19 protein-coding genes and 1 tRNA gene are annotated in these 19109 nt (G+C 65.5%); 2 read left to right on the top strand and 18 right to left on the bottom strand.

Annotated features, from left to right (window positions below):
- Nucleotides 1-449 precede the first annotated feature (449 nt).
- Nucleotides 450-1952: an aldehyde dehydrogenase family protein gene (locus F8O08_RS03695; RefSeq protein WP_158042561.1), complete on the bottom strand. Its 1503-nt coding sequence runs from the start codon at nt 1950-1952 to the stop codon at nt 450-452.
- Nucleotides 1953-2055: 103 nt separating this feature from the next.
- Here F8O08_RS03695 and F8O08_RS10800 point away from each other — a divergent pair, with 103 nt between their 5' ends.
- Entirely contained in the window at nt 2056-2211 is a 156-nt protein-coding gene (locus F8O08_RS10800) for a hypothetical protein (protein ID WP_192496833.1), read from the top strand.
- 484 nt (nt 2212-2695) lie between these two features.
- Here the strand turns inward: F8O08_RS10800 and F8O08_RS03690 are convergent.
- The 14 genes from F8O08_RS03690 to F8O08_RS03625 all read right to left on the bottom strand — a co-directional run bounded on the left by F8O08_RS03690 (nt 2696) and on the right by F8O08_RS03625 (nt 15708).
- Nucleotides 2696-2768, bottom strand: a tRNA-Ala gene (locus F8O08_RS03690).
- Between the two features lie 169 nt (nt 2769-2937).
- Nucleotides 2938-3237, bottom strand: coding sequence for a TIGR02611 family protein (locus tag F8O08_RS03685; protein WP_225733384.1), 300 nt, complete (start codon nt 3235-3237; stop codon nt 2938-2940).
- Between the two features lie 16 nt (nt 3238-3253).
- Nucleotides 3254-3640, bottom strand: a complete 387-nt coding sequence (gene rsfS / locus F8O08_RS03680; protein WP_158037638.1) for a ribosome silencing factor — start codon at nt 3638-3640, stop codon at nt 3254-3256.
- Nucleotides 3637-4785 (bottom strand): hypothetical protein, encoded by a 1149-nt coding sequence (locus F8O08_RS03675; protein WP_158037637.1) that lies wholly within the window; start codon nt 4783-4785, stop codon nt 3637-3639. Before F8O08_RS03675 ends, rsfS begins: the two co-directional genes overlap by 4 nt.
- Entirely contained in the window at nt 4786-5400 is a 615-nt protein-coding gene (gene nadD / locus F8O08_RS03670) for a nicotinate-nucleotide adenylyltransferase (RefSeq protein WP_225733383.1), read from the bottom strand.
- A gap of 14 nt (nt 5401-5414) precedes the next feature.
- A complete protein-coding gene (locus tag F8O08_RS03665; RefSeq protein WP_158037635.1) occupies nt 5415-5630 on the bottom strand; it encodes a hypothetical protein in 216 nt (71 codons plus the stop codon).
- A gap of 97 nt (nt 5631-5727) precedes the next feature.
- Nucleotides 5728-7029 (bottom strand): glutamate-5-semialdehyde dehydrogenase, encoded by a 1302-nt coding sequence (locus F8O08_RS03660; RefSeq protein ID WP_158037634.1) that lies wholly within the window; start codon nt 7027-7029, stop codon nt 5728-5730.
- Nucleotides 7030-7061: 32 nt separating this feature from the next.
- Nucleotides 7062-8705, bottom strand: coding sequence for a sensor histidine kinase (locus F8O08_RS03655; RefSeq protein WP_158037633.1), 1644 nt, complete (start codon nt 8703-8705; stop codon nt 7062-7064).
- Nucleotides 8702-9421 (bottom strand): response regulator transcription factor, encoded by a 720-nt coding sequence (locus tag F8O08_RS03650; protein WP_225733382.1) that lies wholly within the window; start codon nt 9419-9421, stop codon nt 8702-8704. The genes F8O08_RS03655 and F8O08_RS03650 overlap by 4 nt, the downstream gene beginning before the upstream one ends.
- A gap of 173 nt (nt 9422-9594) precedes the next feature.
- Nucleotides 9595-10446, bottom strand: a complete 852-nt coding sequence (gene proB / locus F8O08_RS03645) for a glutamate 5-kinase (protein ID WP_158037631.1) — start codon at nt 10444-10446, stop codon at nt 9595-9597.
- Nucleotides 10443-12071: a GTPase ObgE gene (obgE, locus tag F8O08_RS03640; protein WP_158042560.1), complete on the bottom strand. Its 1629-nt coding sequence runs from the start codon at nt 12069-12071 to the stop codon at nt 10443-10445. The genes proB and obgE overlap by 4 nt, the downstream gene beginning before the upstream one ends.
- A gap of 76 nt (nt 12072-12147) precedes the next feature.
- Nucleotides 12148-12405: a 50S ribosomal protein L27 gene (rpmA, locus tag F8O08_RS03635; RefSeq protein WP_158031103.1), complete on the bottom strand. Its 258-nt coding sequence runs from the start codon at nt 12403-12405 to the stop codon at nt 12148-12150.
- 19 nt (nt 12406-12424) lie between these two features.
- Nucleotides 12425-12733, bottom strand: coding sequence for a 50S ribosomal protein L21 (rplU, locus tag F8O08_RS03630; RefSeq protein WP_158031102.1), 309 nt, complete (start codon nt 12731-12733; stop codon nt 12425-12427).
- Between the two features lie 113 nt (nt 12734-12846).
- The gene (locus F8O08_RS03625; protein WP_158042559.1) at nt 12847-15708 is read right to left on the bottom strand and encodes an Rne/Rng family ribonuclease; all 2862 of its coding nucleotides are present in this window, start codon (nt 15706-15708) and stop codon (nt 12847-12849) included.
- A 245-nt stretch (nt 15709-15953) separates the two neighbouring features.
- Between F8O08_RS03625 and F8O08_RS03620 the strand changes: the two genes are divergently transcribed.
- The gene (locus F8O08_RS03620) at nt 15954-16553 is read left to right on the top strand and encodes a vitamin K epoxide reductase family protein (RefSeq protein WP_158042558.1); all 600 of its coding nucleotides are present in this window, start codon (nt 15954-15956) and stop codon (nt 16551-16553) included.
- Nucleotides 16554-16709: 156 nt separating this feature from the next.
- On the opposite strand, the gene ndk is transcribed toward F8O08_RS03620, so the two are convergent.
- From ndk to F8O08_RS03605, 3 genes are read right to left on the bottom strand one after another with little or no spacing between them, the layout of a single operon-like run.
- Entirely contained in the window at nt 16710-17150 is a 441-nt protein-coding gene (gene ndk, locus F8O08_RS03615) for a nucleoside-diphosphate kinase (RefSeq protein ID WP_225732830.1), read from the bottom strand.
- A gap of 25 nt (nt 17151-17175) precedes the next feature.
- Nucleotides 17176-17577 (bottom strand): DUF4233 domain-containing protein, encoded by a 402-nt coding sequence (locus F8O08_RS03610; RefSeq protein ID WP_192497705.1) that lies wholly within the window; start codon nt 17575-17577, stop codon nt 17176-17178.
- Nucleotides 17578-17608: 31 nt separating this feature from the next.
- The gene (locus F8O08_RS03605) at nt 17609-19108 is read right to left on the bottom strand and encodes a bifunctional folylpolyglutamate synthase/dihydrofolate synthase (protein ID WP_225733553.1); all 1500 of its coding nucleotides are present in this window, start codon (nt 19106-19108) and stop codon (nt 17609-17611) included.
- Nucleotide 19109 lies beyond the last annotated feature (1 nt).

Below are 19109 nucleotides of genomic sequence, written 5' to 3'. Positions count from 1 at the left end.
GCCGATACTGGTCTTCGGTCGAGGTTCAGCACTGCACCAGTGACCTGATCTGTCTGCCATGAAGCACAAATTCGCTGAGATGTACACGGTTCCGCTGAAATCAGGCTGTTCTGAGCGGAACCGTGCACATCTCAGCGGAACGGTGTACATCTGGGCAGAGCCGCGCACGTCTGGGCAGAGCCGTGCACAAGGCGATCGCTCCTCCCAGCACGCGAACCAACCTCAGAGCATGTGGGCGCCATGACCCGAGAGCATATTTTCGCGCCAGACCATGAGATTCATGCAGCGAATCCTGCCAGAGCCTGACGAATGCTCTCGGAGCGACTCAGTCAGTCACATATTCCTTCACGTGAGGTCAGCTCCTCGACACTGGCCGGCTCATCTTCCGCGAACCTGAGGGCGATCTATGGCAAGGCTGCGCGCTTCGACCGGGCCGTCCCCGCCACCTCCTATCCGGCGAGCACCTCAGAATCCAGCACCGCGACCGCCCGCGCATCCTGGAAGTCACGCAGCCCGTCGAGCCCCTGCTCACGCCCCATGCCCGACGACTTGAGTCCGCCGAACGGCGCCCGCAGATCGAGCCGGTTCGCACCGTGGTCGTTGATCCATACATACCCGCAGACCAGCTGGCCGGCGACCCGCCGAGCCCGCGCCGCATCCATCGTCCAGACCGAGCCGCCCAGGGCCGCCCAGCTGTCGTTGGCAAGGCGCACCGCATCCGCCTCGTCGTCGAACGCCATCACCGGGATCACCGGTCCGAACTGCTCTTCGGTGACCACGCGCAGACCCGCATCGGGTTCGACCACGATCGCCGGCCGCACGAAGTTGCCCGCCGCAAGATCGCCGCCAGGCAGCTCGCCGAACTCGCGCACGTCGGCTCCTGACGTTTTCGCCTCGGCGATCAGCCCGTCGACGAACCTCTTCTGTTCCGCCGAATGCAGCGGCCCCATCGTCGTCTTCGGGTCGGCACCGTCGCCGAGCACCACATGGTCGAGCCGCGCAGAGAGCCCGGCCACCAGCTCGTCGAGGCGCGACCGGTGCACGTAGATGCGCTTGGCGTTCATGCAGATCTGTCCGGTCGAGTCGAACACCGCGTGGAAGAGCCGGTCCAAGTGCTCCTCGTCGAGCAGAGCGTCATCGAACACGATCGCCGCATCGTTGCCGCCGAGCTCCAGCGTCACACGGGTCAGCGTCGGCGCCGCGAGCTCCATCATGCGACGACCGCCGCCCACGCTCCCGGTGAAGCAGACCTTCGCGACATCCTCGTTGCGAATCAGTCCCGTCATGTTCGCGTCCGGCCCGGTCACGACATTCAGCACGCCTGCGGGCAGACGCTCGGCCACCCGCTGCACGAGCTGCGCCGTCGCCAGCGGAGCAGTCAGCGGCGGCTTCACGATCACTGTGTTGCCGGCCAGCAGCGCGTACGGCAGCGATGCCGCGAGAATCGCCAGCGGCCAGTTGAACGGCACGATCACCGTGGCCACACCGAGCGGCTGATAAGTCACCGTCGTCTCGACCGGGATGCCGGGTTCGGGGCGCAGCACGACATCGGCATCGACCTGGTCGACCAGCGTGAGCGCCAGTCGCCAGCGCAGCTCGAAGACGAGCGCGTCGACCCACGCCTCGGCCACGATCTTGCCGTTCTCTCGCGACAGCAGCGCGGCATCCGCATCTCGGTCTGCCGCGATGTCTGCGACGGCCTCGGTCATCAGGTCGGCGCGCTGCTGCGGGGTCAGCGCCGACCACTGCGCGAACGCCCCTTTCGCAGCGGCAACGGCGTCTGCCACGTCTGCTGGCGATGCCGCCGCCGCATGGCCGACAATATGGCTCGGCCTCGCCGGATCGATGATGGCCGTCGTCTCGTCGGTCGCGCGCGCGGCGCCCCCGATGAAGAGTCTCGAGCGCGTCTCGTCAGGCGTCGAATCGTTCTGGGGATGCGCGGTGTCAGTCATGCGGTCTGCTTTCAGTCGTGGGGTGGGCGCGGCTGGATGTTGTGCTCTGTGTGCAGGATCAGGCTGGAACCAACACTATCCCAGCTTCTGCGGTCTGGCCGTAGTGGTCTCCCTGCTCGAGCAGGGCGACGCGACGATTCCTGAGCGCAGACAGATCATGCTCGATCAACGAGACCGCATCGAACGCCAGATCGCCGAGCTGGAGCTCGCCCGCGAGGCGACAGATTTCAAGATCGCACGGTACTCCGCGCCGGAGTGAGCGGTCGGTGCGCTGCCGCGGCAGTGCTCATACTGCCTGGGCTGGTGCGAGGGTGCTGCAGCACTGATGCAGGAGCACTGGTGCTGCAGCACTCAGTCCCGGTACTGGTGGAGGACAAACAGTACTCAAACAGCCGCCGGGCAGCACTGCCCACCTCTAATTGGTCGAACGCGGCACCGCCCTACTTGCTTCAGTGCAACACGGATTTGTCGAGCGCGGCACCGTTCCGCTCAACCTCAGCTGATCTCGACAAAACCATGTACATCCGAGCGGATCCGTGCACCGGCACAAAGACTCATCAGCACAGAGTCAAAACCTGATGCGCCCTCATGCTGAAAGTCGCCACAGTACACAGCACTACATCGCGCGCAGAGCACGGTGCCTGCAAAACACTGCGCACAGATCAGCCCCTCAACGCAGAAATCCCGCCAGTTGCACCTGGCGGGATTTCTAATGTTACGAGCGATGTCTCAACCATCTCGTGTGGACCTGAGGGGACTCGAACCCCTGACCCCCTGCATGCCATGCAGGTGCGCTACCAGCTGCGCCACAGGCCCCTTTCGGAGCTTCAAAACACCTTACGGCGTTTCAGCCAACTCGATAATCTTAGACTGAACTGCTTGAAGATTGCAACCCGAGATCGACAAGTCCGTTCAGGCTGAGGCACGAACCCAGCCCGAGCAGACAGCTCCCTGCTGCGGCACTGTTCACCACAGCACTGTCAAACTATCCACGACGCCGCTCGCGCCGGCGCTCCATCCGTGCGCTGAGCCACACCCAGAACCTCTTCAGTGGTTTCAGGGCCTTCGCAGCCCAGGCGAACTCCGTCGCGAGAATACCGAGGCCGAAGAAGATCACGATCCAGCCGGGGCCGGGCAGCGGCAGCAGCACGATGCCGAGGGCCAGCACGCACCCGCCGACGCACGCGACACCCGCCCGCCAGATGCGCAGCATCCGAGGATGCCGCCCCAGCCAGCGACGAAAGGCACCCTGCTCTGGCGCATCAGCGTCGTCAGCCGGAGTCACGAGGTTCGCACCCGATTCAGCGCGCAGAGGTGCTCTCCACACCATCGTGCAGGTCAAGCTCGACCACCGGCGCCGTGTTCCAGATGCGTTCCAGGGCATAGAAGTCGCGCGACTCTTCCTGGAAGGTGTGCACGACCACATCGCCGAAGTTCTGCAGCACCCACTCCCCCAGCTCGCGCCCCTCGCGGCCTCGCATCTTCACGCCGTTCTCGACCATGGCATCCTGCACAGCGTCGGCGATGGCGACCACGTTACGGTCGCTCGATCCGGTGACGACCACGAAGATGTCTGCGAACGGATTCGTGCCCGAGACGTCGAGCGCGACGATGTCGTGCCCGTTCAAGTCGAGCGCGGCCTGAGCGGCGATCTGTGCCAGGCGTTTCGCCTCTGCGGTGGCCGTCATGCGCCGAAGATCCGCAGCAGCACGAACACGGTGGCGGCGATGAGCAGCACGCCGGCACCGATCAGCAGACCGATCGACAGCTTGTTCATGCGATCGTGCTGTGAGTTCTCGGGAAGAATGCGGTCGGTCTCGTAGCGACGCACCGTCTCGACGGCAGACACCGGCCGAGTCTCGTCAGTCACCGGCACCGAGTCGCTGGTGTCGGCCAGCGGGTCGCCGCGATCTTTCTCGTACGCCGCCGGGATGACACCGGTGTCGGTGGTCAGCTGCGGCAGTGTGATCGAACCGGTCGTGATCAGCACATCACCGGTCGAGTCGAGCGGCAGCGCGAGGCTGTTCTGCTCGGGTGTGCTCGGCAGCACAAGCACGCTGGCCGTTGCTGGCCCGGTCGTGATGGTCGGCTTGTTGGGGGCGATCCTGGCGTCGACGTCGCTGTCAGACGTCGCCGGCGTGATGATCACCGGAGTGCTCTCAGCCTTCGCCGGTTGGCTCGGCTGAGCTGCGGACTTCGTCACCGACGGGGTCGGAGCCGCTGCGCGAGGCTTCGATGAGGCCACCGGTGCATCGGCCAGCAGCGGCCGCCGGCGACGAGGTTCCGGCGTCGACGGCGTCGGGGACGCCGCGGCCGGTTTCGCTGCAGGCGTCACCTGCGAGCTGCCCGGCGTCGACGAGGGGCCGCCAACCGGTTTTGCAGCAGGCCGTTCTGCCGCCGGCTTCTCAGCCGGCTTCGGGGTGGGCTTCGCCTGAGCGGGCGCCGCCGACTTCACGAAGGCCGGACCTGCCGATGTGGCAGGAGCAGGCTGCGGAGCCGACTTCTTCGCCACTGCCGGACGCTGAACAGGTGCCGGACGCTGAGCCGATGCCGGGCGCTGAGCAGGAGTCGACTGTGCCGCCGCTGCCGGGGCGCCGTGCCGATGATGCGCTCGTTTCGACTGCCCGTCGGCAGCAGTGCTCTGTGCCGACTGCTGCGCCTTCGAGGCAGCACCCTGCCCTGAACCGGCTGCTGTCTGCTTCTTCTTTGCATCGCCGGAAGTCTTCGATGCGTCGCTCGGAGTCTTTGCCGCTGCGGCCTCGGAGGCAGCCAGCTGAGCCGCGCGCTCTCGTGCACGCAGCTCTCGCCGCGTCAGCTGATGTTCTTCGGCCACTTAGTCCTCATCCCGATACAGTCCGTATTTACTGATGTACTGGACAACGCCGTCTGGCACCAAGTACCACACGGGCTGACCACGGCGCGCACGCCGTCGACAGTCTGTCGACGATATCGCAAGCGCAGGTATCTCTAACAAGCTTACGTCGTCATGCGGCAGGCTCGAAAGTGAGAGCGGATGCCCGGGCCTGCTGACCGCGACGAAATGCGCGAGCTTCCAGAGCTCTTCGCTGTCTTTCCACGTCAAAATCTGGGCGATGGCATCGGCCCCAGAAATGAAGAAGAGCTCGGCCTCGGGGCGCAGACGATGCAGGTCGCGAAGGGTGTCAATCGTATAGGTGGGGCCCGCTCGATCGATGTCGACTCGGCTCACGGTGAACCTGGGGTTGGATGCTGTGGCGATCACCGTCATCAGGTAACGCTGGTCGGCACCGGTGACCCGGCGATCAGCTTTCATCCACGGCTGGCCGGTGGGTACGAACACCACTTCGTCGAGGTCGAACGCGTTCGCCACCTCGCTGGCAGCCACTAAGTGGCCGTGGTGAATCGGATCGAAGGTACCGCCCATGACGCCGATACGTCGACGCCGATGCGGGGTGGTCTGTGTGTGCACGCGACTGGCGGAGCTCAGTGCCCCTGGTGCGCCTCTGAACCGGCGGCCAGCTCGGGAAGCGGCGGAACGACCTCATCGTGATGCCGGTTGTTGACGTCACGGTAGCTGAACACGATGAGCCCGAGCAGGATGAAGACCACAGCGGCGACCAGTGCGAAGCCCCACGGAGGCATCGGCATCGAGTGCTCCACTGATTCAGCGGCAAGTACGTTCACGGCAGTTGCAAGCATTGTGTCCTCATCTTCTGACTACTCACCCCATGATAGAGGATCACGCGACCACTTCAGTACACACGCGCCAGCGTGCCCGCCCCGCGCCAGTCAGCGGTCAGTGTCTGATCTGGCCCTCGCCGCGCACCATCCACTTCGTGGTGGTGAGCTCGGGCAGGCCCATCGGCCCGCGCGCATGCAGCTTCTGTGTCGAGATGCCGACCTCGGCGCCGAACCCGAACTGGCCGCCGTCGGTGAAACGGGTCGAGGTGTTGACCATGACCACAGCCGAGTCCACCTCGGCGAGAAAGCGCTCGGCGTTCGCATAGTCTTCGGTGATGATCGACTCGGTGTGGTGCGTCGAGAAGTGATTGATGTGCTCGATCGCCTCGTCGATCGAATCGACGACGTGCACCGCCAGCTCGAGTGCGAGGTACTCCGTCTGCCAATCGGCTTCGGTCGCGGGAACGACCGAGGAGTCGATCGCCTGAACGGCCTCGTCTCCGTGAATCGTCACGTCTCTGTCGTGCAGTGCGGTCAGCACGGCGGGAAGCACTCGTTCGGCCGCGTCACGATGCACGAGTACCGTCTCGGCGGCGTTGCACACACTCACGCGTTGGGTCTTCGCGTTCACCACGATGTCGACCGCATGCTGCAGATCGGCACTCGCATCGAGATAGACGTGCACGTTGCCGTCACCGGTCTCGATCACCGGCACGGTCGACGTCTGCACCACCCGCTGGATCAGCGCCTTGCCGCCGCGCGGAATCAGTACGTCGATCAGCCCACGCGCATGCATCAGTGCGTCAGCGCCCGCGCGACCGTGGTCGTCGACGCTCACCACGGCATCCGCCGGCAGCCCGACCGAGGCGATCGCCTCACGCAGCACCTGCACCAGCACGTCATTGGTGTCATACGCAGCCGAGCCGCCGCGCAGCGCCACGGCGTTGCCGCTCTTGATCGCGAGGGCGGCGATGTCGACCGTGACGTTCGGACGTGCCTCGTAGATCACGCCCAGCACGCCGAAAGGCACACGAACCTGTTCGATGCGCACACCGTTCGGCAGCCGATGACCGCGCACGAGCGTGCCGATCGGGTCGGTCAGCCCCACCACGACGCGCACGGCGTCGGCGAGCGCTGCAATGCGGTCATGATCGAGGCGCAGTCGGTCGTGCATGGGCAACGACAGCCCCGTCTCGACCGCACGATCGAGATCGCGCGCGTTGGCCTCGAGAATGCGCGACTCGTTGTCGACGAGCGCCTGGGCGATCGCCTCAAGCGCTGCATCTTTGACGCCCGAGGTGCGTGTGGCGAGCGAGCGCCCGGCCTGCTTCGCTGCCTGCAGACGCGGCCGCAGAGCGGCAAGAGCCGCCTCGCCGGTGAGCGGTGAACGATCGTCGCGTGAGTGATCTGCTGACATGCCTCACAGTCTATGACACGGCGCCGACACGATCAGGCGCGATTCGCGTTCGGATCGTCCGCGTCGTTCTGGGCACCGGTCTCGTCGTCCTGCTGTGGATGCTGCAGTCTCGGCAGCAGCACGGTGAATGTCGTTCCGTGGTCGCCCTCCAATGGCCTGCCGTCGTCATCGAAGCGCTGCGGAGTCGACGCGACCGAGACGCTGCCGCCGTGTGCATGAACCAGCGCCTGCACGATCGAGAGTCCGAGCCCGGTCGACCCCTGCCCCGGGGTGCGGGAGTCGTCAGCTTTGACGAAGCGGTCGAAGATCGTGTCGACCATCTGTTCCGGAATGCCCTGGCCGTCGTCGCGCACTTGGATGCGCACGTCGTCGCCGACGATCGCAGCGCCGAGCACCACGTTCGTGCCGGCCGGCGTGTGTGTGCGGGAGTTCGCGAGCAGGTTGACCAGCACCTGACGCAGGCTGTTCTCGTCTCCCAGCACCTCGAGCGGCTGGCTGGCGTCGAGGTCGAGCTGCCAGTGGTGGTTCGGGCCCGCGGCGTGCGCGTCTGCCACGGCGTCGATCAGCAGCCCTCGCAGGTCGACCTCTTCACGCTCGATCACCGGCTCGTTGTCCAGACGGGCGAGCAGCAGCAGGTCTTCGACCAGGTCAGACATGCGCTCGGACTCGCTGCGCACGCGACCCAGCTGCTCGGCCGCATGGGGCGGCAGCGTGTCGGCATCGCGCAGCACGAGCTGCGTGTAGCCGCGAATCGATGCGAGCGGCGTGCGCAGCTCATGGCTGGCGTCTGCGACGAAACGGCGCAGCTTCGTCTCGCTGGCCCGTCGCACGCGGAAGGCGTCGTCGATGTGTGTGAGCATGCGGTTGAAACTGCCCGCCACGCGACCCACCTCGGTCACGTCGTCGACGAAGATCTCGGGAATGCGCTCGGTCAGCGCCGCGTCTCCGGTGGCGAGTTCGCGCCCGGCAACGCTCTGTGCGGTTCGTGCGACGACCTCGAGCGGATGCAGTGCGCGGCGCATGAGCATCCAGCCGAGCAGCAGCGCGCCGATGCCGGCCAGCGCGATCACGACCATCTGCACGACCATGTACTGCGTGATCGTATTGGCGACGGCCTCCTGTGAGATGGCGACGACCTGTCGAGCACCGGTTCGGTCGTTGATCGCGACGGCACGGTAGGTGCCGAGATCGGGCAGCGGCACGTCGTAGAAACCGCCGTCGACCGGCACCTTCAGCAGCATCGCGACCTGATCGGAGTCGAGCTGGTGGAAGGTCGGGGTCTCGCCGTCGTCGATGTAGCCGGCTCTGAGAGATCCCTGCCGCAGGTCGACGATGATGGTGTGCGCCCGCTGCGTGCGCACGTCGAGGCCTGGCGGAACCGGGTCATCGGGCCGCACTACGGCATCCCCTTTCGCCACATCAGTGGCGCGGGCACGCTCGGTCGCGAGACTCAGCTCGGTGTTGAGCTGCCCGTACAGCGAGGTGTTCAGCGCAGACGTGGTGACGGTCGCGATTAGGGCCACGCTCGAGAACAGCAGCGCAGCGAGCATGATCGGCAGTGTCTTGCTCAGCGGCAGCAGCCGCCAGTGCCGCAGCAGGCCTCGCCTCTTGCGACGGTAGGCGCCGGGCCTCGCAGCACGCTGGTGCGAGGTGCGCGGGCCCTCGCGATCGGTCATACCGCAGGCTTCAGCACGTATCCGACGCCTCGAACGGTGTGGATCATCGGCTCGCGCCCGTGGTCGATCTTCTTGCGCAGATACGAGATGTACAGCTCGACGACATTGACCTCTCCGCCGAAGTCATAGTGCCAGACGTGATCGAGTATCTGCGTTTTGGACATGACCTTCTTGGCATTGCGCATCAAGAAGCGCAGCAGTTCGAACTCGGTCGCTGTGAGCTTGATCTCGTCGCCGCCGCGGGTCACTTCGTATGAGTCTTCGTTCAGCATGAGATCGCCGACGACGACAGTGGGGTCGTGCTCCTCTTCGACCCAGTGCCGCGAGCGTCGCAGCAGCCCGCGCACGCGCGCCATGAGCTCTTCGATGTTGAACGGCTTGGTCAGATAGTCGTCGGCGCCCACGGTGATGCCGGCGATGCGATCTTCGACCGCGTCACGAGCGGTGAGAAAGATCACCGGGATGCTCTCGTCGATCTCGTGCAGCTTGCGCAGCACCTCGAACCCGCTGAGGTCAGGCAGCATCACATCGAGGATCACCACGTCGGGTCGGGTGGTGCGGGCAGCATCGACCGCTCCTCGGCCGTTGAGCGAGGTCATCACGTTCAGGCCCTCATAGCGCACGGCTGAAGCGACGAGCTCAAGCAGGTTCGGTTCGTCGTCGACGACGAGCACCGTCACATCGTGCTTCTCACTTCTGGCAGCTGACTCGTTCACAGGCTCTCCGATCTCTCTCACCCGGGCCTGAACCCGGGATCTTCGCGCGAGTGCCGACGATACGTCGTCCGGGCGTTCTCGCGAAGAACTGCTTCGAGCATACTGAGCGAATTCTGTGAGCGTCATGTGTGCGAGGTGTCCAGATCCTCAGACACTCAGCACATACGCGCCATTCAGTGCTCGTGGGTGACCGACTCGATGGTCTGCAGTGCTCCGGTGTCGGTGAGCTCGTGACCGAGCACCGGGCGCGCCTCGAACCATGTGCCGATCGACTGCCCCGAAAGCGCGTTCGAGACGTGCTCGGTCGAGGTGAGCAGCACCGGGATGCCCGCTTCGGTCGCGACCCGAGCCGAGGCGATCTTCGTGACCGCTCCCCCGGTGCCGACGCCGTTGACCGTCACCGGCGAGACCTCGATGTGTTCGAGATCGTCGTCGTGCGCGACGAAGTGCAGGGGCTTCGAGCCCTCGCGCTGCGGCGGGCGGTCGTAGAGCGCATCGACGTCTGAGAGCAGCACCAGCGCATCGGCCCGAACCAGCACCGCGGTGAGCGCCGCCAGCCGATCGTTGTCTCCGAAGCGAATCTCATGCGTCGCGACGGTGTCGTTCTCATTGATGATGGGCAGCACACGCAGATCGAGCAGTCGATCGATGGTCTGCTGCGCCTGACGGCGATGTCTGCGGTCGTCGATGTCGCTCGCGGTGAGCAGCACCTGTGCGGTCGTCACGCTGAAGGCGTCGAACACTGACTCGTAGCGGTACATGAGTCGTGCCTGACCCACGGCAGCCGCTGCCTGTGAAGTCGCCAGGTCGGCGGGTCGACCGTTCAGGTTCAGCAGCGGCAGCCCGGTGGCGATCGCTCCGGACGACACCAGGACGACCTCGACGCCCCCCTCGTGCAGCTGCGCCAGCGCCGACACCAGATGGCCGAGCTGGTGCTCGTTCTCACCGGTGATCGACGACGAGCCGACTTTGACGACGATGCGCCCGGCGCCGGGAATCCCAGCCTGCGAGATGACGCTGCTCACCGCTGCTCTCCTTCTTCGTCCGAGGTGTCCTCAGCGGCCGAGCCTGCGGCATCCGTCGTGTTCGTCGAGCCTGCGGCGGATGCACTGGTCGCCCTCGTCCGCTCTCGATCCTCCGTCCACAGGCCGGCTTCGCGTTCGGCCTGCAGTTCGGCTCGGGCAGCGGCCTTGGCATCCATGCGCTCGTAGTACTCGACGCGCTTCTCGGCACGGGTCGGGCGCGAGTGATCGCTCAGGCGAAGATCCTCGCCACGCGGCGCAGCGATCTCGGCGCCGGAGGTGATCGACGGCTCCCAGTCGAAGATTCGCTCGTTGCTGCCCGGCCCGATGACCACGGCCGATCCGGCGCGCGCACCGGCACGGAACAGCTCCTGCTCGATGCCCAACCGGTTCAGCCGGTCGGCGAGGTAGCCCACCGCCTCATCATTGTCGAACATCGTCTGGGCGATCCAGCGTTCCGGCTTCTCACCGAGAATACGGAAGTACTCGCCGTCCGGGCCGGTCTCACGAGAGATGGTGAACTCGGCCTCACGACGACGTGATCGCGGACGAATCACGATGCGCTCCGGCTGCTCAGCCTCGGCTTCGGCCTCGGCACGCTGTGCGGCCCGACCCTCGTCGACCAGTCCGGCCATCGCGAAGGTGAGCTCGCGCAGCCCGCGGCGTGTGGCCGCCGAGACCTGGAACACGCGGAATCCCCGCTGCTCAAGATCATCTGTGACGAACTCGGCGAGCTCTTCGGCCTCAGGTACGTCGACTTTGTTGAGCGCGACAAGCTGCGGGCGCTCGATGAGCGGCGTTTTGCCCTCGGCGACCGGATACTTCGCGAGTTCGGCCAGAATCGTTTCGAGGTCGCTGATCGGATCCCGATTCGGCTCGATCGTGGCGCAGTCGAGCACATGCACCAGTGCCTCGCATCGCTCCACATGGCGCAGAAAGTCGAGGCCCAGCCCCTTGCCTTCGCTGGCCCCTTCGATGAGCCCGGGCACGTCTGCCACGGTGAACCGCACATCGCCTGCCTCGACGACGCCCAGATTCGGAGCGAGCGTCGTGAACGGATAGTCCGCGATCTTCGGCTTGGCCGCGCTCATGGCTGCGATCAGGCTCGACTTGCCTGCTGACGGGTATCCGACGAGAGCCACATCGGCCATCGTCTTGAGCTCGAGGCGCACGTCGCCGCTCCAGCCCGGAGTGCCGAGCAACGCGAAGCCGGGAGCCTTGCGTTTCGTCGAGGCGAGCGAGTTGTTGCCGAGACCGCCGATGCCGCCCTGCGCCACCGTGTAGCGCATGCCCGGCTGGTCGAGGTCGATGAGCATCTCGCCATCCGCGTCGCGCACGACCGTGCCGACCGGAACGGGCAGGATCAGATCCTGCCCGGCATAGCCGTCGCGGTAGTCGCCCATGCCGAAGCCGCCGCTCTCGGCCCGCTGATGCGGTCGACGGTGGTAGGCCAACAGTGTGGTGGTCTGCGGGTCTGATTCGACGATGACGTTGCCGCCGTCACCCCCGTTGCCGCCGTCGGGGCCGGCGAGCGGTTTGAACTTCTCGCGGCGAATTGACGCACAGCCGTCGCCGCCGTCACCTGCTGTGACGTGCAGCACGACGTCGTCGACGAAGCTGAGTGCCATGTGATGTGCTCCTTAAGGTGCGAAAGAGGCGAGCTCGCTATGCGAGCCCGCCTCGATCATGCTGAAAAACGGAATGTCACTCCGCAGCGGTGAGAATGCTCACCACGCGGCGACGGCCCTTGCTGCTGAACTGGACTGAGCCGGTCTCGAGCGCGAAGAGCGTGTCGTCTTTGCCGCGGCCCACGTTGGCGCCGGGGTGGAAGTGGGTGCCACGCTGACGAATGATGATCTCGCCGGCGTTGACCTCCTGCCCACCGAAGCGCTTCACGCCGAGACGCTGAGCGTTTGAGTCGCGACCGTTGCGAGTTGAGCTCGCACCCTTCTTATGTGCCATGAGAGGACGCCTTTCGCTGTTACTTGATGCCGGTGATCTTGAGCTTGGTCAGCTCAGAGCGGTGCCCGAGGCGCCGACGGTAACCGGTCTTGTTCTTGAAGTGCTGAATGTTGATCTTGGGGCCGCGCAGGTCTTCGACCACCTCGGCGGTCACCTTGACCTTGGCGAGATCTTCGGTCTTCGAGGTGACCTTGTCACCGTCGACCAGCAGCAGAGCGGGAAGCTCCACAGCGCCCTGCTCATCTGCCTGAACACGGTCGACCGTCACGACAGTGCCGACCTCGACCTTCTCCTGACGCCCGCCGGCGCGCACGATTGCATAAACCACGTGTCATCCTTTGTCTTGAAGTCTGTGTTCACTCGCCGGCAGAACCAGCCCGAGCCAACACTCAATAATACTCAGTTGTGTGTGTGCAGGTCAAACACCCGCGACCGCGTGTCTCAGTCCTGACGCTCACCGCCCGGGCGCTGCCGAAAACTCTGGCCTCGCGTCTCTTTGGCTGCGTTCGGCGTGCGGGCGCCTTCTGGCAGGTGCGCGAGCACGTCTGCCAGCAGGGCGTCGCGGTCGACCGGCTGTTTCGGTGAGGCCTCGGCGGCAGGTTGGGTCTTCGGCTTCGGCAGATCCAGGTCGAGGTCGATGTCGGTGCGCGCCGGCCCTGCCGGAGCCGATGCACGACGCGACCGGCGAGCCGACGCGGGTTCCGAACGTCGCTGCGGATGCTCGCTCGACTCCGCCGACTGCAATGACTTCGCCTGCAGGTGCGGCTCGACGGGCTCTTGACGCTCTGCGGGTTCGTGTGCCGTCGCAGCAGGCCGAATTCGATCGGATGCGGGCGCGGCTGCGGCACCCTCCGCTGCGCTGAGGCCCGACTCTGCGTGCGAAGTACGGGCGACTGGCTCGCCAGAACGATGCTCGTGCACAGGCGCATGCGCTGCCGCATCGCCCGCAGCCACCAGAGGTGCAGACGCCTCGGCGGTCGGAGCAGAGGCGATCTGCGCGATCGTGCTGGCGGCGACCTGGGCGACGGCGTTCTTGACGTTCGCGTTCAGGGTGTTCTTCACCGGCTTGACAGCCTGGGTCTTCTTGCTGCGAGGTTTGCGAGCCGAACCGGATTTGCCGCTCTGAGAACTGTGCGTGCTTTGACCGGAGTCGGAGCTCTCGCCGAGCTGCGTGAACGTCTCGGCCAGCCCGATGCCGATCTTCTTGCGGGTCATCTGGATCAGACCCAGCGAGGTCACTTCGGCCACCTGATGCTTGGTGCGATCGCGACCAAGGCATTCGATCAGACGCTGCAGCACCAGATCGCGGTTCGACTCGAGCACCATGTCGATGAAGTCGACCACCACGATGCCGCCCAGGTCGCGCAGACGCAGCTGTCGCACGATCTCTTCGGCGGCCTCGAGGTTGTTCTTCGTGACCGTCTCTTCGAGGTTGCCTCCGGAGCCGACGAACTTGCCGGTGTTCACATCGATGACCGTCATGGCCTCGGTGCGGTCGATCACCAGCGAGCCGCCCGACGGCAGGAAGACCTTGCGCTCGCTCGCCTTCGCCAGCTGCTCGTTGATGCGGTAGGCGTCGAAGATGTCTTTGTCGCCGCTGTAGTGCTCGACGCGATCGACCAGATCCGGCGCGATCGTGTGCAGGTACTTCTCAATGGTCTCTTCTGCGTCTTTGCCGCTGATGACCATCTTCGTGATGTCTTCGTTGAAGACGTCGCGCACGACTTTGATGAGCAGATTCGGCTCGGTGTGCAACAGCGCCGGAGCCTGCTGCGTCTCGCGCAGGCGCTGGATCTCTTCCCACTGCTGCTGCAGACGGGTGACGTCCCGTTCGAGCTGTTCCTTCGTCGCACCCTCAGCAGCGGTGCGCACGATGACGCCCACGTTCTCAGGCAGAATCTCTTTCAGCGTCTTCTTCAGACGCGAACGCTCGCTGTCGGGCAGCTTGCGACTGATGCCGCTCATCGAACCGCCCGGCACGTACACCAGGTAGCGACCGGGCAGAGAGATCTGACTGGTCAGACGGGCGCCCTTGTGACCGACGGGGTCTTTCGTGACCTGCACCAGCACGGTGTCGCCCGCTTTGAGCGCCATCTCGATGCGCCGCTGCTTGTCGGTGACCTCGGCAGCCTCCCAGTCGACTTCGCCTGAGTAGAGCACGGCGTTGCGGCCGCGTCCGATGTCGACGAATGCGGCCTCCATGCTGGGCAGCACGTTCTGGATGCGCCCCAGATAGACGTTGCCGATCAGCGAGAGGTCTCGTGAGTGCGCTGCATAGTGCTCGACCAGAATGTCGTCTTCGAGCACGCCGATCTGGATGCGGTCGTCGGTCGAGCGCACGATAATCTGTCGGTCGACGGCCTCGCGGCGTGCCTGGAACTCGACCTCGGTGACGCTCTGGCGACGACGCCCGGCATCGCGACTGGCGTTGCGACGCTGCTTCTTCGCCTCGAGTCGTGTCGAGCCCTTGACCTTGGTCGGCGTCTCACGATGACTGCGCTGCCCGCTCTCCGGGCTCTGTTCGTCGGCGGTTTCGTCGCTCGTGCGCGACCGACGGCTTCCGTCACGCTTGCGGGTGCGACGACGCACGCTCTCGACGTGCTCGGGCAGCTCGGGCTCTTCGTCATCGTCGCGCTCGGGCAGCTCGGGCTCTTTGAAGGTCAGCTCGATCGGGGCGACCGTCTCAGCGACCGGCGCCGCCGGAGCTGAGATCGGGCCCGCCTCTCGAACGCTGAACGGCGAGAACGGCGTGATCTCTGCAAGGGGATCAGGCGCCGGCTCTGGTTCAAGTGCCTGCGCCGGCGTCGCTTCAGCGGCCGCCTCGGCAGCCGACTCGGTCTTGGTCGCAGCCAGCTCACCGGTGCCCTGAGCCGACACGTCGGCGGCTGCCTCGGCATCCGTCAGCGCTGCCTCTGCAGGCGCGGTCTCGCCCGGCGCAGCAGCCGCTCGGGCCGCATGGTCTGACGAGTGCTCGTCCGCTGTCGCCGATTCGTTGGAGCGTGCCTGTGCATCGGCTGTCTCTTCTGCCACTGCGAGCGACTCCTCGACCACTGCAGGGGCCGGAGCCTCAGCCGGGTTCGCCAGGGCGCCACGATCAGCATCAGACGACGCGGCCGACGCGACACCGGCGGCGGCGTGCTCGTTCACTGTTTCACCCTCGGCACCGTGGCGCGGCGCGGCGTCGCCTGACGTCTCGTCCGCTGACTCGTGGTCGCCGAAGGCAGACTTCGCCCGTCGGGTGCGCTTCGTACCGAAGAGCTGCCCGAACAGACCGCCCTTCCCATGTTCTTCATTACCCACCATCGCTGGTGCACTCCTGTATCCAGCCGCAGTCCCGGTCGCCCCGAGCCGGCTCCTCAAACTGTTCGCACGACCGCTGAGGTCGATGCGCCAAATTCAGCTCTATCGCAGGGCGTCCTGGCCCTGAACAGCATCTGCGTCGTTTTGACGACGCCTGTGATGCGCGTCTGCGCGTGAGGGCGACTCACGCGACCCAGCCCATTATCGCATGGAATCCGGTGTTCGCCGCTGCGTGCCATAATGGCGGCATGTCTGCAAACCGTTCGGGCACTGCCCTTCCCAAGCCGCTCGCCGTCACCATGGTCGTCATCGGCCTGGGCGGCCTGCTCGGAGCCTTCGAACTGGCCACTGAGTATGTCAAGACGTTGCAGAACCCCGCGTATACACCGAACTGCTCGTTGAACATCCTGGTGACCTGCGGTCCGAACATGCAGTCTTGGCAGGGCAGCCTCTTCGGGTTCCCCAACGCGCTGCTCGGCCTGATGTGCTTCATCTTCCCGATCGCCGTCGGAGTGAGCGCTCTGGCCGGGGCACGCATGGCACGGTGGTACTGGCAGCTGTTCAACCTCGGCATGCTCGGCGGCTATGTGTTCATCACGTGGCTCTACTCCCAGAGCATCTTCGTCATCGGCACACTGTGCCCGTGGTGCATGGAGGTCTGGTTCTTCATGATCTTCGGCTTCTGGTACATCACCGCCTGGAATCTGCGTGAAGGTCACTTCGGAAGCGGGCTCAAACGCTTCGGGGTCTGGCTCTTCCACTGGGCGTGGGTCGTCAGCCTGCTCAACCTCGTGCTGATCGCAGTGCTCGCCGAGATCCGTCTCGGCTGGATCGAGTTTCTGCTCTGACCGTCGGCGCGGCGCTCAGGCGCTGCGCTGACCTGCTCTGCTCATGTCTCACGGCGCCTTGCGCGCCGCTGAGCCCTGAAGATGACAGAAGGGGCCGCGCTCTGCAGTGCGCGGCCCCTTCTGTCATCTGCGCAGGTCAACCGCGCACGGAGAGGATCAGGCGAACCAGATGCCGATCTCACGCGCTGCAGACTGCGTCGAGTCAGATGCGTGTACGACGTTGCGCTGCACCGAGACGCCCCAGTCACGGCCGAAGTCGCCGCGAATGGTGCCGGGCGCTGCGACGGTCGGGTCGCTTGCGCCGAGCAGCGTGCGCACGCCGGGAACGACGTTGTCGCCCTCGAAGATCACGGCCACGATCGGCCCGCTGATCATGAAGTCCACGAGAGAGTCGAAGAACGGCTTGCCTTTGTGCTCGGCGTAGTGGCGTTCGAGCAGCTCCCGGGTCGGCTTCACCCACCGGATGTCTGCCAGACGGTAGCCTTTGCGCTCGATGCGGGCGAGCACCTCACCGGTCAGTCCGCGTTCGACGCCATCCGGTTTCACCAGCACGAGGGTGTGGTCTGGGGTGATCTGCTTCTGCTCTGCAGTGGTCATCTGTCGATTCCTTTCGGGTGTTTCGTCAGTGTTGGGTCGGTTGTTCATGCTGCACCGCTGCAGCTTCCCGGTCTGCGCGTGCTGCCGCGACCATGATGTAAATCCACAGGGCCAGGCAGATCAGCGACACGAAGAAGATGAACCCGCTGAAGAGGCCGGCGAGCAGCAGCACGACCTGCACCGCCCACCCGAGCCAGAGCCCGATGGGGCCTCGACGCATACAGGCGAGAGCGAGCACGAGCAGCAGCATCGAGCCGGCGCCGAGCCACCAGACCAGCGGCGACGAGATCAGCCGCAGCCCGAAGAGCACCAAGGTATAGAAGATGATCACGAACGACTCGAAACCGAGCATCACGCTGCAGAGCTTCTGACGAAGTCTCACACCGCTGCTCGGAACCGCACCGTCTGCGCTGTTCGGAGGTTTCATCGCCTTCATTCTACGTGCTGCGGCCCGATGGTCAGAACCGGTCTCCTGGCTCCGTGCTGTCTGGCCACATCTCGTTCGCGTCGTCGTCTTCGGCAGCCGACGCCTCAAGGGCTTCCTTCGCCGCCTCGACGTCGGCATCCGACGTCGCATCCGCTGCCACCGCAGAGGTGTCGGCGTCCGTCAGCGCGGCCACCTCGCCGATGACCGTGATCGACCCGGTGACGATGATGCCGGAGTGCTCGACCTCGCGTGCCAGGTAACGAGCCTCGTCCAAGGCCTCTTCGACATCGTCGACCACCCTGACCCGCTCTGTGCCGAACACCTCGACCGCCAGTGCGGCCAGGTCGTCTGCGGGGATCGCCCGAGGCGAGTGCGAGGCGGTCACCACCACCTCGTCGACGGCGCCGTCGAGCGCCTGCAGAAAGCCCTTCGCGTCTTTGTCAGACAACACGCCGATCACGGCGACGGTGCGATCGAAGTGAAAGTTCTCGACCAGCGCACGGGCCAGGCTGCGCGCTCCGTGTGGGTTGTGCGCGGCGTCGATGATGATCGTCGGGTCGGTGCCGACCACCTGCAGCCGACCGGGCGACTTGGCCGAGGCGATGCCCGGCTCGACGACATCGGCGCCCAGCGGCACGTCTCCCCCGCCCAGAAAGGCCTCGACGGCGGCGATCGCCAGCGCGGCGTTCTGCGCCTGATGCTCGCCGTAGAGCGGCAGCGCGAGATCGCGATAGGTGCCGGCCAGGCCGCGCACGTCGATCACCTGCCCGCCAACAGCCGGCTGCGCGCCCAACACCTCAAAGTCGGTGCCCGCACGCTTCAGCGTGATGCCCAAAGCGTCGGCTTTGGCCTGCAGCTCGCGCATCGCCTCCGGTGCCTGCGCGGCGGTCACCGCGATGGCGCCCGGCTTCATGATGCCGGCCTTCGTATGCGCGATCTCGGCGATCGTGCTGCCCAACACCTTGGTGTGGTCGAGCGCGATCGGCGCGAACACCGCGACGTCGCCGTCGGCGGTGTTGGTCGAGTCCCACTCCCCGCCCACGCCCACCTCGAGGCAGATCACATCGACAGGTGCGTCGGCGAAGGCCGCGAAGGCGAGCACGGTCAGCGCCTCGAAGAAGGTCAGCGCCGCCCGGCCTTCGCCGCGCAGCTGTTCGTCGACCATTTCGACGAAGGGCTGTACGTCCTCCCACGTGCCGAGCAGCCGCTCGTCGGTGATCGGCGAGCCGTCGATCACGATGCGCTCGTTGAAGCGCACCAGATGGGGGCTGGTGAACACTCCCACTCGCAGGCCCGCCGACGCCAGCATCGAGGCGGCGATGCGTGCCGTCGACGACTTGCCGTTGGTGCCCGTGATATGGATGATCCGGTACGACTTCTGTGGGTCGCCCAACAGGTCGAGCACCCGAGCGACCGCGTCCAGCCGTGGCTCGATGCGGTTCTCAGGAGCCCGCCCATAGAGCTGCTCGGTGAGCTGCTCGACACTGTTCGGGGCGAGGGCAGCCGTCGTGGCGTTGCGTGCGTCAGTCACA

This window comes from Pseudoclavibacter sp. CFCC 13611, assembly GCF_008831225.1.
In the GTDB taxonomy this organism is placed as follows: domain Bacteria; phylum Actinomycetota; class Actinomycetes; order Actinomycetales; family Microbacteriaceae; genus Pseudoclavibacter_A.
Note: the sequence above shows the minus strand (reverse complement) of the source record. Positions and strands in the feature narration are given on the sequence as shown.

What these genes read in the sequence shown, in the direction of transcription:
- F8O08_RS03695 (WP_158042561.1), bottom strand. Translation starts at nt 1,952, where the DNA reads ATGACTGACACCGCGCATCCCCAGAACGATTCGACGCCTGACGAGACG.
- rsfS (WP_158037638.1), bottom strand. Translation starts at nt 3,640, where the DNA reads ATGACGGCCACCGCAGAGGCGAAACGCCTGGCACAGATCGCCGCTCAG.
- F8O08_RS03665 (WP_158037635.1), bottom strand. Translation starts at nt 5,630, where the DNA reads ATGCTTGCAACTGCCGTGAACGTACTTGCCGCTGAATCAGTGGAGCAC.
- F8O08_RS03660 (WP_158037634.1), bottom strand. Translation starts at nt 7,029, where the DNA reads ATGTCAGCAGATCACTCACGCGACGATCGTTCACCGCTCACCGGCGAG.
- F8O08_RS03655 (WP_158037633.1), bottom strand. Translation starts at nt 8,705, where the DNA reads ATGACCGATCGCGAGGGCCCGCGCACCTCGCACCAGCGTGCTGCGAGG.
- obgE (WP_158042560.1), bottom strand. Translation starts at nt 12,071, where the DNA reads ATGGCACTCAGCTTCGTCGACGACGTCGTGCTGCACGTCACAGCAGGT.
- rpmA (WP_158031103.1), bottom strand. Translation starts at nt 12,405, where the DNA reads ATGGCACATAAGAAGGGTGCGAGCTCAACTCGCAACGGTCGCGACTCA.
- F8O08_RS03625 (WP_158042559.1), bottom strand. Translation starts at nt 15,708, where the DNA reads ATGGTGGGTAATGAAGAACATGGGAAGGGCGGTCTGTTCGGGCAGCTC.
- F8O08_RS03620 (WP_158042558.1), top strand. Translation starts at nt 15,954, where the DNA reads ATGTCTGCAAACCGTTCGGGCACTGCCCTTCCCAAGCCGCTCGCCGTC.
- ndk (WP_225732830.1), bottom strand. Translation starts at nt 17,150, where the DNA reads ATGACCACTGCAGAGCAGAAGCAGATCACCCCAGACCACACCCTCGTG.
- F8O08_RS03610 (WP_192497705.1), bottom strand. Translation starts at nt 17,577, where the DNA reads ATGAAACCTCCGAACAGCGCAGACGGTGCGGTTCCGAGCAGCGGTGTG.